Origin of the sequence: Corynebacterium sp. LK2590 (assembly GCF_040946105.1) — a bacterium.
In the GTDB taxonomy this organism is placed as follows: domain Bacteria; phylum Actinomycetota; class Actinomycetes; order Mycobacteriales; family Mycobacteriaceae; genus Corynebacterium.
The window spans coordinates 11825-26795 of sequence record NZ_JAYWMH010000007.1; the positions used below are offsets into that span (position 1 = coordinate 11825).

At 56.7% G+C, this 14971-nt stretch carries 10 protein-coding genes and 1 pseudogene; 1 reads left to right on the plus strand and 10 read right to left on the minus strand.

What is annotated here, in order from left to right; genetic code table 11:
* Nucleotides 1-411: 411 nt before the first annotated feature.
* From VVR85_RS09220 to VVR85_RS09255, 8 genes are all read right to left on the minus strand, one after another.
* A complete protein-coding gene (locus tag VVR85_RS09220; protein ID WP_368520609.1) occupies nt 412-2172 on the minus strand; it encodes a hypothetical protein in 1761 nt (586 codons plus the stop codon).
* Nucleotides 2172-2936 carry a hypothetical protein gene (locus tag VVR85_RS09225; protein WP_368520610.1) on the minus strand — a complete coding sequence of 255 codons (765 nt, stop codon included), beginning with the start codon at nt 2934-2936 and terminating at the stop codon, nt 2172-2174. The genes VVR85_RS09220 and VVR85_RS09225 overlap by 1 nt, the downstream gene beginning before the upstream one ends.
* Nucleotides 2937-3474: 538 nt before the next feature.
* Nucleotides 3475-3732: a hypothetical protein gene (locus tag VVR85_RS09230; protein ID WP_368520611.1), complete on the minus strand. Its 258-nt coding sequence runs from the start codon at nt 3730-3732 to the stop codon at nt 3475-3477.
* 537 nt (nt 3733-4269) lie between these two features.
* Nucleotides 4270-4752 (minus strand): helix-turn-helix transcriptional regulator, encoded by a 483-nt coding sequence (locus VVR85_RS09235; protein ID WP_368520612.1) that lies wholly within the window; start codon nt 4750-4752, stop codon nt 4270-4272.
* A 73-nt stretch (nt 4753-4825) separates the two neighbouring features.
* Nucleotides 4826-5374 carry a hypothetical protein gene (locus tag VVR85_RS09240; RefSeq protein ID WP_368520613.1) on the minus strand — a complete coding sequence of 183 codons (549 nt, stop codon included), beginning with the start codon at nt 5372-5374 and terminating at the stop codon, nt 4826-4828.
* A 183-nt stretch (nt 5375-5557) separates the two neighbouring features.
* The gene (locus VVR85_RS09245) at nt 5558-8641 is read right to left on the minus strand and encodes a type I restriction endonuclease subunit R (RefSeq protein WP_409338207.1); all 3084 of its coding nucleotides are present in this window, start codon (nt 8639-8641) and stop codon (nt 5558-5560) included.
* Between the two features lie 20 nt (nt 8642-8661).
* Nucleotides 8662-9876 carry a restriction endonuclease subunit S gene (locus VVR85_RS09250; protein WP_368520615.1) on the minus strand — a complete coding sequence of 405 codons (1215 nt, stop codon included), beginning with the start codon at nt 9874-9876 and terminating at the stop codon, nt 8662-8664.
* Complete coding sequence (locus VVR85_RS09255; RefSeq protein WP_368520616.1) at nt 9876-11810, minus strand: N-6 DNA methylase; 1935 nt, start codon at nt 11808-11810, stop codon at nt 9876-9878. Before VVR85_RS09255 ends, VVR85_RS09250 begins: the two co-directional genes overlap by 1 nt.
* Before the next feature lie 275 nt (nt 11811-12085).
* Here VVR85_RS09255 and VVR85_RS09260 point away from each other — a divergent pair, with 275 nt between their 5' ends.
* Nucleotides 12086-13036 carry a hypothetical protein gene (locus tag VVR85_RS09260; protein WP_368520617.1) on the plus strand — a complete coding sequence of 317 codons (951 nt, stop codon included), beginning with the start codon at nt 12086-12088 and terminating at the stop codon, nt 13034-13036.
* A 74-nt stretch (nt 13037-13110) separates the two neighbouring features.
* Here VVR85_RS09260 and VVR85_RS09265 read toward each other — a convergent pair.
* A protein-coding gene (locus tag VVR85_RS09265) for an IS3 family transposase (RefSeq protein WP_368520618.1) occupies nt 13111-14348 on the minus strand; the annotation gives its coding sequence in 2 pieces (ribosomal slippage) (nt 13111-14021 and nt 14021-14348; 1239 coding nt in all).
* Nucleotides 14349-14433: 85 nt separating this feature from the next.
* Nucleotides 14434-14850, minus strand: a pseudogene (locus tag VVR85_RS09270) (type IIL restriction-modification enzyme MmeI); the annotation flags it as partial.
* Nucleotides 14851-14971: the final 121 nt, after the last annotated feature.

Genomic DNA, 14971 nt, shown 5'->3' on the forward strand with positions numbered 1-14971 from the left:
CCGCAACATCGACTACCCCATCAAACCCACGACAGTGGGATTTGCACCCTCAATCCCCACGCATGCAATCTTCGCACCTCAAAGATTGAAAAATGAAAGAAACCGGAGGTAACATACCCTTTCGAGTTTGTTACTTCCGGTGGTGCAGCTTGTTCAACTGCTCGCTGTGTGATGTTCACGATGGCAGCTCAACACAGCTTTTCAAAAAGCATCTCCCGAGCAGCACTTATGTAATCTCCCGAGAATTAATTCCGCCCACACCCTTACCCTAAGTGGCCCAAATACGGCCCTAGAATCACCGCTCAGCCGGTCGGCGAGAGCGCCTAGCACAAAGAGGCGACATAAAAAATGCCCACCTAGAAAAGGCCAGGTGAGCATTAGAACATACGTTTAAGACTATTTCCCAGACATTTAAGTTCGGGGCGGGACTTTGGCAAGGTCCCGGCCGGTGTCTTCACGCACCATGCGAAGTCGTCGTGTCATGGAGTCTTGACCTGCGGTTTTCCGCTCGAATTGCTCTTGGATCGCAAGGTTAGTCGAGGCCACCCACAAGGCGAGAGTGATGTAGAGCATCGGCTCACGCCGAACACCCCTTTTAAAAGATTCCATGCCGGTGATATGTGGGCTTTTCATGATTGAAAAACGCTGCTCAGTAATAGCGCGGGCGGCCTCGTAATACGTCGCATGCTCCCAAGAGCCGGGGACAAGCCCCCATTGCGCGCGTTTCCACTGGTCAGCGGTAAATGCGTGGGTGATACTCGAGCGCGCGCAGCATTTATAATGATCGGCAGTCCAGCTCGGTGAAATCTCCGGGGCGTCTTCGGATGCGAGTGTCATCGATGCTGGTTTGAGTGGGCATCGCACCCGTCCTTGTACTGCAGGGCAGACCAAATCAATTTTCACGGGCTTTTCAGACTCTTTTTCATCCTTACGAGGGCGACCGCGGCCTTGACGTGCACGATATGGCCGCGAATTCGTCCCCATGATCAGCGGGAATAAGGCTTCGAGACGGGCATCCTGGCGCTCAAAACCATCGTCTTCGGCGAGCAGTTCCATGGTGCGGCGAACGATCTTGCCGGTGCCTGCGATTTCGCGTGCAGCAGGGCAGTAAAACTCCCCTGCGATTTGCAATGGTCCACTGGCAGGTTCATCCCCAGCTGCGGTGTCGGATGCGAAAATTGTTCTCCAGTTTCGGGGATAGCGCACCACGGGTGCATAGCCCGCGGCAAGCAATTCATCATTAAAATGTTGTTTGTTGTTGTAGCCCATGTCACCGGTCAGCAATGGCAGACGCCCGCGTTGAATGCGCTGGTCAAAACCATTTTCTTGATGAAATCGGATAGCCCGCGTCAGTCCCGGCACCGACCCGGAGCTTGGCTTATCGATGGAAATTCCTGTTATCACCGGGGCGACCGAGTACACGGCTCGTGGTGGCCCGACACGACTTACAGCAGTAATGCCGACGGCAACGCCACCTTTGGTACTGCGACGATTACCCAGCTCGGAATGCAGCGAATGATCCTCCCGATCCCTGATGTAGTAGCGACCCGAGTACGCAGCACCACGTCGCTTATTGTCACGACTGCCTAGTCCCGTCGACTGGCCCGCCAAATCAATAATGGTTTCGTCGGCGACGACATCGCCGCGATACCCCTTGGGGGCTTGCTCATGGATTGAGCCTGCTACCAGCGCGTTTATAACCTGATGGAGTCTCTCGGACGCAACCTCAGAAGCCTCCTCTTGCTCGATTGATCGTGCTGCCAGCATTCGGCGATGATCGCCATTTTTCACACGACGCGCAGGAGCTTCCGGCAGTGAATCAAGCGGCTCAAGCCTCCGGGTCAGCCACATGACAAAAGCGCGGTACGTGCCCTCACCACGGCAAAGGTCTAGATCAAGCCGGGCCTGCTGGGCGGGGTCTAGGGTCCATAGGGTGCGCCAGATTTCTGCCATCGAGGGCACACGCCGAATCCCAATCAAAGCCAAACCCACAGTGAGCACGCCCAGCATCGAATACCGCGGGCCGGTGGATTTTCGTCCACCCACGCCACGGTCCTGTCGAAAATAGAAATCGATCATCTTGTGCGCACCAGATTTTTCAATAACCGCAGCACAGTGCTCCACATAATCGGGAGAAATCATGATTCTTGGTTCTTGCATCGCAACGGCCATTAGAGGTACCTCCCCTCAGATCGCAGCAAGGCTCTCGCCTCATCCTCCGGCGTAAACTGCGGCAGGTCCGCCTCCAAATCATGGAGAACCCGCAGGTCAGCAATTCCCGCCAGTTTCATCAGCATCGCAGCCGGCACCCCCGGGTCAGAGGCCAGCCTTACCACCCAACGGTTGCGCAGCGCAGCAGCATTAAATCCAGGAAAACCCTGCTCAACGAGCTCCTCCGACACGTGACAGACGGCGTTTCGAGGCATAGAATCGCCAACAATCGGAAAAACATATCCGCCACCGACGTCGCGTGCTCGCGTCAAAAGCCGGTGACCTCGAACAGGACACACCACGGGCACCACGCGAGAGACAACACCGCGCTTTCGCACCGCGATCTGGACAGCCGTGTGTTCGCGCAGCTCTAGGGGCGAAATGTCGCTGCCGCGCAGTTGACGGATTTCCTGGGACGACAGACCTGCCCCAGTGGTGAGATCCAAAATCGTCAACAACTGCGCCTGCAGCATTGGCCGAAGGTTCGCAGCGACGGCGTACAGCTCAGCCTCCAGCGAAAGCTCCGCCGCCGGGACCGCCTTGCGTCGAGGCCCGCGGTGGCGATGCGGCTCAGGAAATTCGTGAGGATACAATGTCCGACCTGCAGCATAAAGAATCGTGCGGTACGTGCGCTGCGACTTACGGCTAAAAACGTCGTCACGGAAAAGCCACCGATCAACAGCACCACGCGTCAGCGCCCGTTCTTCATCAACAGCGCTATGCACGAGTGCTTCATCGTAGAGATATCGCGCTACAACACGCGCGGCCTTAGCATCAGCGACCTCATCAAGAACGCGGGTATGTGCTTGGACGAGAGCTGCTCGCGCGATGGCTTCACTTCGTAGGGGTCCCGCTGGGCGGTGGATTCCCACCTCGCGTAGCCGCAGATAACGCTGCTCATCCGGCAGCGTACGCCGAGTCAGCCTACGCACCCGCGACGGCGACGCCTGACCTATCACCGAGACAGTCGACACGTCCCTGGGCACAAAGTCCCTGGAAGTGGGCTTTTCCAGAACGGGCGTTGCTGCTGCAAGAGCCGTAAACCTACCCACGAACGCTCACCGCCCCCATACTCAAAACGTTGGATGGGGTGGCACTATTGCTATTTGCTTTTAGGCATGACAAGATAATCACATCTCCGTTTAATTCCCTGGAAGGTTTTGAATGGATATCAGCACGAGGCTCAACGGCCTTCGTGCACTGACAAAGCGCGATCTGGCAGGATCAGCGCTTTGTTTCAGTTTTGACACTGGAAGTTCGAATCTAGTTGTCCTCCTCAAGGCCAAACTTAGCTTCGTCACCAACTAAATGGTCCAGTTCGTCCGTCACCACTCGGGCAATCGACGCGCCCCGAGCGTTGGCCAACATTGTCAGCCGTCTGACCATTGGCGCGGGCAACCGCACCTCCAGCCTGACATACGAATCCTCAGGTACCCAACGAGCACGCCGCCGACCAAAATGCGAGGCAGGAATACAAACTTTTGCCCTTTGGCTTTGCGGAGTCGCTTCAGCGTTCTCCATAACCGTGCCCCTTTCATCTCGATCGTGGTTTCCTCGTCGGCGTCATCAGATTAGCCGGTTGCAACCGGCTAAAAAAGCGTTCACCCCCGCGCTGACCTGCGCAGTTCGTGGATAATTTCAGTTATCCACGAACTGCGCAAGCACGCCAGGTCAGGCACTAAAAATGAACGTGGATATTATGCGTTCGTCTGCAAATTTTGCAATCGGTCGTTGTGCAGTGACCGTCCTCTACCCCCGTTTATCGCCCGATACCTACCCCAATTCTTCCTGTCATCAGTCTCGCCAACGGCTGGTTAGGCAGATTGCCCCTCGACTAGAGCAGCTGGATCGACAATGTCACCGAAACGCTGAATGAGGACATTCACTTTGTCGACATGTAGAGTTCTGTGGGTAGAAATTTCCTCATGCGGCCGACTACCTCGACGGACTACACACCATTGTGTACCCCCGCACACCGTGGGGATTTTCGCCTCCGAAGCACAGCCATGCACCCGACAATAAATGTCGTCGCAAGAACCCGCCTGGGGCTTAGTGAGGTCACTTGGCTGTAGCTTCGTAGAACAGCTGTTGGGTGTTGTAACGGCCGGGGAATCGCTGTTCAATCCATCGGGATACCTCCCTGGCGCTGTAGACGCGTAGCCTGCGGCCGGTGGTGTCATCGAAACCAATCATCGGGGTGGGTGCGCCTGGCACTCGCCGCAGGTGGGTGGCAAGACGGTGCGGTGCCATTCCGATGACCTCCGCCATATCCCGCACGGTCTGTAAATCGTTGTGGTTCGCACGTTCGTACTGGTGGAGGTGATTTTTGTGGAGCCAGGCGGACACTTCGGCTCGGTCAAAGGTTGTATCATGCCCTGACAAACCCAAAGGCTTCGGAAAGTCCGAATACACGCGCATCCACTGATGTATGTCTTCTCGACTCAACCCCACCTCGGCGGCAATCTCCGAGAGGGTCATCGGCTGCGACTGCGGCTCCCACACCGGCACGTCATCCGCGGCACTGTCGTCGTAAATGCTCATGCGTCGTCCTGGCGTTACTGCGCCCCTGCCCTGCCGGTGCTACGGGTAAACGGCAGGCAGGGGCTTGGGCGGGCTACTGGGCGTTGTCGTTGGCCGCGCGGGAAAGCAGTGTTGCCATCACTTTGCGCAGCTTGTCGATAGACACCATATCGCCGGTACACAACTCCCTCAACTGCTCGTTGGCCGTCATGAGGGTGAACAGGGCTGATGAAAGCTCGTCGGACAGTGCCGGGGCCTGTTCCAGCTGCTCGCGGGTGTTTTCGCGCGCCATCTCCTGGAGACTTTCTTCCTGCTGGAGCATTTCGTACAGGTTGAGCACGAATGGACGCATCACAGGCGTGTTGGCGGGAATGCCAGCGGCCTCCAGAATCTGGTTGGCTTCGTCGAACGCAGCGAGGGTTTCCGAACCGGGTTGAGCCGCCCCGCCACCACCAAAGGTGGGCACCTCCAGCCCGACCAGCTCGCCGTGGCCGTCGGTCAACCCGAGGTTCATTGGGTCGGTGGCTGCCCCGACGCGCGCGCCGATAACGTCCACTCCGGCAATGCCGACGATTTCTTCGTCGTTATCGTCGACATGCAGATTGCGGTAGAGGTATTTGGCGACCACTGCACGATTAACCATGGAGGGGTCCTCAAAGTTGACGATTTGGGAAAGAAACTCCCAGCTTGACGTAGGCGCGCAGTTTGGCGCGGAAATCGAGGAGGCGGCAGAAAGCCTAGAGATCTTGCGAGATCACCCACGCGTTGGAGCACTACCCCGGGGTCAGCCCGCAGATATCGCCGGAGCTTTTCTTCGAAGCCCCACCTACCCTTTTTCCTCAGTCTCGTCTTCTCTCGCAGCGACGATCATGCGTGCCAGCGCATCGAGGAACTTGTCCAGGTTATCCGGATCCGCCGTAACCGCCTCATAGACCTCGTTAGACTGGCGGGCAGCAGTGATGATCGCCCCGAACCCCTTCGTCTTGAAGGCGTTCGTTCCAGCCACCTGGGAAGCATCATTCTCCCGAGCCAGAGCCTGCACCGTTTTGTCCTCAACGAGGATGCCGTAACTGGCCCGGATCGCCGACTTCGTCGCCTCATCGGAAGCGTCGATACCCACGGCCGCCAGAATCTGGTTGACCTGGTCAATCGCCTCGGCAAACGCCGCCTGCACCGGGGAGTTGTCCCCGACCGGGCACCCGTCGAACCCAGGTAGCTCCAGCTTGCCGTCGATGTCCTGTGCGGCCAGCTGCAGATCTTGCTCTTGGTCCACCGGCTCCACAGCCACGCCGACGAGTTCGATGCCGACGGTGTAGTCGTCATCATCGTCCTGGCGCTCCATGTTGAGGTTCTTGGCCAGCACCCCGGCGACGATGGCGCGCTTATGCAGCAGCGCGTCCTGGTAGTCAATGATCTGGCTAAGGAACTCCCACGCATGGGCGTACTTAATGAGGTTGGCCCGAAACGCCTTGCCCTCGTCATAGGCCGTCTTGTCCGAGCGAAGCCGGGCGTCGCGCATATGGCTGTTCCATCGGGCCCTCATCGGAGAGACCAGCCCCTGCAGGGTCTCCCCATCCGCGCGCGCGATGTAGGCATCCGCCAGCGCGTCGAGTTCTTCTGGCGTGTAGAACGCGGCCGCATCGAGAAGATCCCCAAGGTCAGCCAAAGCATTGGCAGGGATATCGTCGGCGATGTAGGCGTCTTGGTAGTAGGGCTTAAACGCTTCCAGGATGGCGGCTGGCTCGTTGACGAAATCCACCACCATCGGGTTCGGCTTCTCGGGGAAAACCCTGTTTAGACGCGACAAGGTCTGCACCGCCTGCACCCCGCCAAGGGCCCGGTCGATATACATCGCGCACAGGCGTGGCTCATCGAAACCGGTCTGGAACTTGTTCGCCACAATAAGCACCTTGGCATCATCATTTTCCCGAAAGTGCAGGGCCGTGTCCTTCACCCCGTTCATCGAAGTCTCGCTAACTTCGACAGCGTCGGGGCCATCACCGTAAGTCAGCGAACCGGAGAAGGCCACCAGCGTGGTCATGTCGCTGTATCCGCGCTTGGCGATGTACTCGTTCATCTTGTGCGACCACGTCACCGCCGACAACCGGTCCGGAGCAACCACCATGGCCTTGGCAGTGCCGCCCAGGTAGTGCATGACGTTGCGGCGGAAGTGCTCGACAGTGACCTCGACCTTCTGCGCAATCGATGTCGGGTGCATGCGCACAAACCGCACCATGTCGGAGACCGCCTCCCCGAAGTTGACGGTGTCCTCGCGGCCCAGCTCGTCACGGATGCGGGCGAACATGGCGTAAGTGGTGTAATTAGCCAGCACGTCGAGGATAAACCCCTCCTCGATGGCCTGGCTCATCTGGTAGGTGTCAAACGCCACCAGCCGGTCCGGGTTGTGCGGGTCCTTGACACCGTAGGCACCCAGCGTCTTGTCCTTCGGCGTGGCCGTTAGAGCGATGAAGCTCAAGTTCGGGGAGTTGGCCACTGCCTTATCCACGGCCAGGAGCACGTCATCAGCGCAGACGTCCTCATCGTCGGGCATCTCGACGTCGACGAGGATCTTACGCAGTTGCGCAGCCGCTTCACCGTGCTGGGAGGAATGGGCCTCATCAATGATGACGCAATAGCTGCGCCCGGCCAGGGACGGGGACTTCTCCATCATTTTCGCCAGAGCCGGGAAGGTCTGGATAGTGCACGAAATGATGTGCCCGCCCTGGTCAAGGGCAGCTTCCAAAGTCTTCGACTTCGAGCCGAGCTTGTTGTCGACGTTGACCACCAGCCCCTCGGAGGCACGCAGCAGGTCAAGGCCCTCCCTGATGTTGTCGTCGAGGACAGTGCGGTCGGTGACAACAATGACCGAGTCGAAGACTGGCTGGCCAGAGTCGTTGATAAGGCGGCCTGCTCGGTGGGCCATCCACGCGATCGTCTTTGTCTTGCCCGATCCCGCCGAATGCTGGATCAGGTAGCGCCCGCCCGGGCCTTGCCCGGAGATGTCGGCGATGACCTTCTCCGTAGCACGCAGCTGGTGGTAGCGGGGGAAGATCAGCCGCCCGGAGTTGCCCTTCGACGCTGGCTCCCACAGCGCGTAGTCACGCAGGATCCGCAGGAACAGCTCCGGGGAGAGGACCTCCTGCCACAGGTAGGCGGTGTCTGAGCCGGACGGGTTGGAAGGATTGCCAGCATGGCCGCCGTTGCCCTTATTGAACGGCAGGAAGAACGTGTCCAGACCAGCAAGTGCGGTAGTCATGTAGACCTCCTGGTTGGACACCGCGAAGTGCACCAGAGCCCGGCCAGGCTTGAGCAACGGGCGGTTCTTGCCCGGGGCCCGATCCACCTTGTACTGCTTGACCGCGTCGCGCACTGCCTGAGTGTTGTCGGTCTTCAGCTCCATCGTCGCCACGGGGATGCCGTTGACAGTGAGCACCAAATCCAGCGTGTCCGTGCCCGTGACATCGAAGGGCACCTGGCGCAGCACACGCAGCCGGTTGCTGGCGGCGTCTTCGATGGCGCTGGTGTAAAGCGGGTTCTCCGGGTAGAAAGCCACCATAGATCCGAAGGTGGCCTTCATCTGTCCGCGCTGGGCATGAGAAAACCCGTTCCGGAGGGTGCCAAGCAGACCGTGCTGGACCTTCTTCGTCCGCGCGTTGAGAATAGGTGCCTTGTCGAGCATCTCGACGAGGCGGTCCAGGAGTTTGGCGACGTAGACGTCGCGCTGGACGCCGGTCAGGCCCTCGGGCACGGCCTTGACGAATTCCTCCGGGTACTGGGTCTCAAGCCAGTACAAGACATCAGGAACATATAAAGCCCGAGCCTTATCCCAGCCAGGGTTGCTGCCGGTATCGGTCAACCAGCCAGACTGACTCAAGTGATTAACGATGGCGTCCTCAAACGCCTTCTCCATCGTTGACTGAATACCCACGATTAAACCTGCTTCCTACCAGTAACAACCTCAGTGATCAGGACAGAACGACGCTTCAGAAGAAGATCACGCAGCCTAGTGGAATCAGCAATAAGAGAGTCGATTTCGGCAGTCTCCCTGTTGAGGTAAGCCGAGACCTCCTTCTGTAGATCCAGCGGAATACTGACAAAATCGAGATTGAATATAGTGTCACGCGACAGTTCAATTTGATTAGTGCTTCCTGTGCTGAACTCAACCAACTTAGATTCTTGGCTCAAGATCGTCCAGCCAAGGTAACCGGGGTCTGCTATATCAATATTTGGCCTTACGAGGGTGACATGACTGTCCCAAGTAGTGGGAACAGAAATCTCGCCTACCGTGCAGGAGCGGCCCAGAGTGCCGGTGCCCGTAGAATTGATAAGTGTGTCGCCAGGCTGGATCGTCAAGTCAAGACCGATATTTCTAGCACCTGAGTCATGGAAGCGACAGCTGGCAATATCTAAAAAGCCACCAGTCCGCACACACTTTTGATTGATTACCGGAACTCCCTCGTCCACATAGCTTGGAGAAATTCCCCTCCTCAACAACCGTGTAACGAATCCGACCCTTCCTCGCTGGGAATCACCGATCGACAATCCCGATCCAGGCCCTTTACGGAGCACTAGCGTTTCATGCACCAATGCACGACGCCGTTTCTCCAACAGCTTCACATACTTGTCTAGGTCAGCGACTGCAGCGTCGATCTCGGATGTCTCCCGATCCAAGAAGTCAGCAATACGATGCTGCGACTCAATAGGAGGAGCTGGAACACGAGCCTGCTTTATTAGAGTGGCATTTAGCAATGGAGCGCCATAGATATTGACGCCAGCGTTCTTTAATAAAAAATACGGTAAGGCGTAATAGAAAAAGCGAAGATCGAATTTCTCATTCGGAGGAAATACTGCAATAGCTTCGTTGGTATACATCTTTTCACGGGCAAATGAAACTGCTCCGATGGAAAGCTTGAAAGGAAAAAGCAGATCCCCAGGATTCGCGGGCTTCGCTCCGGCTTGCCTTTCAAGAGCATAATCCGAAATCGTTCTCTCCGTCTCATAGAGATCACGATTTCCTACATCAGAAATGTTCGCCCATTTATGACCTCCACCGTAATACTTGTCATCGCCGGAGGGAGGGGTCCAGCCTGTATGGAATTCTGCGACTAAGCCGAGAGGAACCATATCCCATTTTACGTCATTCATCACTCCTTGACCTCCTGAAAGCGTTCACGGATGGACTCCAGCACCGTCTCGATCTCGGCGTCGAGTTCTTCGAGTGAAGGCATTTCTTCCGGCTTGTAGAACAGCCTCGTCATCGGAATCTCGTAACCCACCTTGGATTCAGTCATGTCCCAAACCAAGTCCGGCGCGAAAGGCAACACCTCACGAGCCATGTGCTCGTCAATATCCTCGATTAGAGGGATGCGTTCAGTGATCTTAGATGCCTTATCGATAACCTTGTTGCCTTTGTGATCGACTGCCTCCGGAGCGCTGTCGTCCTCCGTAGCAACGGCGTTCATGATGTGGCCGAGCAGTCCCGCCCCCATCTTCAAGCCTGCGGCCTTGGCTTCCTTGCGTAGGTGTGTCGGCAGGTCGTTCCAGGCCATACCCTCGCAGGAACGGATGACAGCTTCATGGCCGGTGAGTGCTTGCTTGTGCTCCATCGCGGCAGCTACGGTTTCATCGTTGATGAAGGTGGAGTAATGCATGATCCGGTACATCGGCACATCAGTGAACCCCAGCTCATCAGGGGTGACGACCTTGGAGTACTCCGGGTCAGCGCCCTCGAAGTCGTTATAGAGACCGAGGATGAACTCGCGGTCCTGGTCGGAGAACTCGCGGCGCTTGTTTCCCATGCTCTTGCGCATGGAAGTCCAGATACTCGTAGCGTCGATCAACTGGATTTTACCGTCGCGCTTGGGTTCTTTGTTTTTGTCGAGGATCCACACGTAGGTGGCAATGCCGGTGTTGTAGAACATCTCCGTCGGCAGCGCGATGATAGCGTCGATGAGATTGCTGTTGATCAGCCAATTACGGATCTTATCTGGACCAGACTCCGGACTACCAGTGAACAGCGGAGAGCCGTTAGTAACAACACCGGCACGCCCGCCCTTGGTGGTGTTGTGTTCTTTGTCCTTGAGCTTATGAACGACATGGCTAAGAAACAGCATCTGCCCATCAGATACTGGAGGCAGGCCGTGGCTAAAGCGTGAGCCTTCGATCTTGGCTTCGCGCTCTACCGCGTCCTTGGAGCGCTTCCAGTCAGTACCGTACGGTGGGTTAGAGAGCACATAATCGTAGAGTTCGCCCTCGTAGCGGTCATTGGCCAAGGTATCGCCATCACGGATGGCGTCCGGGGAGATGCCGGAGACGATGAGGTCTGATTTGCCCAGAGCCAGGGACTCGGCCATCATTTCCTGGCCGTGCACAGAGACCTCGATATTTGGGTTGAGTTCTTCCATGGCTCGCTTGGCGACCAGCAGCATGCCGCCGGTACCAGCCGCTGGGTCGTAGACGGTACGGGCTGGGGCTTGGCCGTAGAGGCCGTCGTCATCGCTGGCCAGTAGGACGTCGACCATCATGCGGATGGCATCACGTGGGGTGTAGAACTCACCGGCGACCTGACCATTTTCGCTGAAGGATCGGTACATGAGGTTTTCGAAAAGGTTGCCCATAGCGTTCTCGCCGAGGGCTTCATCCGAGAGATCGATGCCAGCGAAGTGCTTGACCACGCCCCACAGGACGTTATTTTCCTCGAGCTTGGTCAACAGTTCGGGGAATTTGAAGGCGGTCCACACTTCGCGCACGTTGTCGGAGAAGGCATCAAGGTAGGTGAGCATGCCTTTTTTAACGTGGTCGTCGCTGCCGCCGATGACTCCCAGAGCTAGTTCCGAGGTGTTGTAGAACGACAGTCCATGGTCGGACTGGATCAGCGGTCCCCACATGGATTCGGGAAACTTAGTGTGTTTGATGGTTTGCAGCACCGCGTCCTTCGTGGGCTCCAGTAGACACTCCAGCCTGCGCAGAACCGTGAAGGGGAGGATGTAATCGCCGTAGGACTGGCGGGGGACAACACCTCGCAAATAGGTGTCCGCAGTCTGCCAGACTGCCTGGTAGAGCGAAGTAGATGAAGACATGTGTGTCCTGATTTCCGTTCTGTTTAAATGATAAAGACTGTTACTTGACTTAATTATGCCGTATGCCTACGACAAACCAGTCGTCAGCTCGAAAAGATGTGCGAGAAAAAGAGAGCTTCGACGATCTCTTTAGCCACAAAGGAGAGCGAGAGTTGTGATGAAAAGCGTCAGATGGACGTCTGCCTACAGCTCATTCCGGCGAGATATAGACAAGTACCGTTCCTCAATCGCGATACGCGATCAACTGATATTTCTAATATGAAAGTAGATATCCCATGCCTCTGGTTAAGATCAAAACTGAAAAATTCCCTTCCTATTGGCCAACGCCAAACGGCACCTTGTCTATCGATGTCTCATCCGATGAGGTCTGCGAGGCCGCCGCAGAAGTCGGGGCAACCTCGGCAGTTTTTGGAACTCCGTCGCGCACGTGGCGTGAGTTTTTATGGCGCGTAAACATGATCCTGTCGAGCTTGGACCCAACTTCAGGTGTCTGGGAGCAAAGTTTTTCATATAAGCGCCTCGACCCCAGTGAGAAAGGTGGAGTGAGCTACTACCTGGGTATGGTTCTGCCGGCCATTATTGCCAAGAAGCTGTGGAACACACCCCATCTGGTGCACGTCGATGCGGTACTGAAAATTAGCGGACAGAAAATAGGAAACGTCCAACGACCCGACCTCGTGGGCTACATGCAAGGCGCGACAGCGAACAATCTAGGGAGATTGCTCCTAGAGGCGAAAGGGCGAACAAATGGATTCGCCCAACCTCCCGTCAAAACGGCGAAAAAACAGTTGCGTAAAGCGCCACCCGAAGTACTACAACTCGTCGGTGGCACTGCCCCAAGGATTGCTTCCCTATCTTATTTCGAAAATAACCACTGGAGTGGATATATGGTCGACCCTCCCGGGGCTCCTGTGAAGTCTCTATATTCCGACGATGAATTTCAAACGCTCGTAGACACCGCATACTGCTGGCCGTTTATGGAGATCATCAAAGCTTGCCCTGGTGATCGAAGTCCAACCCCAGAAAGGCACACGGTCTGGATGCCAGAAGTGAACATGAAAATCTCTATGCCCTCCCCCATTTTTGAACGGCTCGAAGAATTGAGCCCATTAGCGGAATCGGACTCTTGGCAGGAACTGTGGGCGAATATCAGTCGCAATCCCCCTTTTGCCTCTGTTACTGCGGGAGGGGAGAAACGAGATCTTGTGCAGATAGACGCGTTGTAACGGTGAGTTGATGCGCCAGCACTGGCCACCACATAAACGGGCCCGAACCCCGGAAAGTGGACACGGGGATTTAATCAAGATGCGATAGTAAGTGTAGCTGATCCGTCGGCTTCGAAGGCGTTCGGCGAGCGGTAGCCGCACCACGAGTGCAAGCGCCTGGTGTTGTAGTGCGTGCACCACCGGAACACGTCCCGACGACATACGAGCTGACTTGGGAAAACGGACTCGTCCTGGAGGACTTCCCGTTTCAGCGTGGCGTTGAACGACTCCGCCAACGAGTTGTCCGCGCTCGTCCCGATCGCTCCCATCGACTGGGTGACACCGAATCGTTCACACAGCTTCCGGTATTGTCCAGAGGTATAGACGCTGCCATGATCGGAGTGGAAAATCGCCCCGTCAAGGTTGCCTCGGACCCCGTGGGCCATCGTGAGAGCTTCTTCGACCAACTCCGTGCGCATGTGGTCGGCGATCGCGAAACCGGTCAACTGCCGCGAATAGCAGTCGATGACGGTGGCCAGGTACATATTCGACCCGTCCGCAATCGGCAGGTACGTGATATCGCCGACGTAGATGGTGTTCGGTTTCTCCGCGGTGAACCGGCGTTTCAGCAGGTCGGGCACCTTCGGAGCCCGTTTCGCAGACACGGTGGTCTTCACCCGGCGTTTTTTGGTGTAGCCGAACAGGCCCATCTGGCGCATCAACCTGGCGGTGCGCTTGTGATTGAAAAGGTCGTCGTTGGCTGGATCGGAATTGATGGCCGCCGTCACGCGTTTCGCCCCGTAACAACCGTTCTCGGCCGTGAACACGGCCTTGATCCTCGCTCCCAGCACCGCGTCGTCAAGGACGCGTCGCCGACGGGCAGAAGCAGCTGATTTCCATTTGTAATACGAGGACCGGTTGATCTTCAAAACCTCACATAACCGCTTGACCTCGTAGAGGCCTCGGTTGTCATCAACGAACCGGAAGCGGTTCACCAGTTCGTCTCTTCCGCGAAATATTTGGCCGCCTTGCGGAGGATCTCTCGTTCCTCCCGGAGCTTGGCGTTTTCGCGTTCCAGCACGCGGATGCGTTCGGCGTCGGAGAGTCCTTCAGCAGGCGTGCGTGCGCTGTTGGCTGCGGCAATGGGGCTGGCGACTTTTTCACCGTTGGCGTTGGTCTTGGTGCCGGTGCCGAAGGCGTCGAGCCAGGTGCGCAGGGAGTTGCGGTTGACCCCGAGATCGGAGGCGATCGCGTTGAGCGTTGCTCCGGGGGTCGACTCGTACAACGAGACTGCGTCGCGCTTGAACTGCTCGGTGTAGGTCTTGCGTGGCATGGTGGAAAGGTACCTCACTTCCCCAGCGAGATGCTGGTTTCAAGGTGTCCACCATCTGGGGGTCAGGTCCGAAGCCGAATTGAAGCCCGTCTGGGTCAGATACCAGCATGTTGGCATCGCCGCAGATTACTGAGGGAGGGTTGATTTGAGCAGTCCAGTATTTGCGGGTTTCACTAACGTGGCGAGGAATAGCTACATAATCTGTGGCAGGTTGGCGTATCTCGCCGAACAAGTGTGGCGTATCAGCAAGCTTCTTTGCCGCCGCGCGAGTGCTCCTATTTCTATGCTGTTGGACTGCTGTGACGGCTTCTTTGAGGGTCACTGATTTGGATATGTCGCAAGGGGAAAAGTCGTCCCCCGCCATCCAAAAACACCAACGGTTTGCTTTCCGGATTAACTCTTGAGCGCCTATAAAACGACGCACGTATTTCATAGCAATAGGATCATTGTCTGGGCGCGCTGTCCCTGCTTTGGGGACGAGATACCCCCCATCATTCGGCATGCTTCCAAAACAGCGGACGCGAGACTAGGTGACAATACCGCGTTTCGGGTTTCGACTAGGACATTTGCCCCGTCCACTAGATAAGCGTTAATCCGGCTCTTCCGGTTTTAGGGTGCATTGA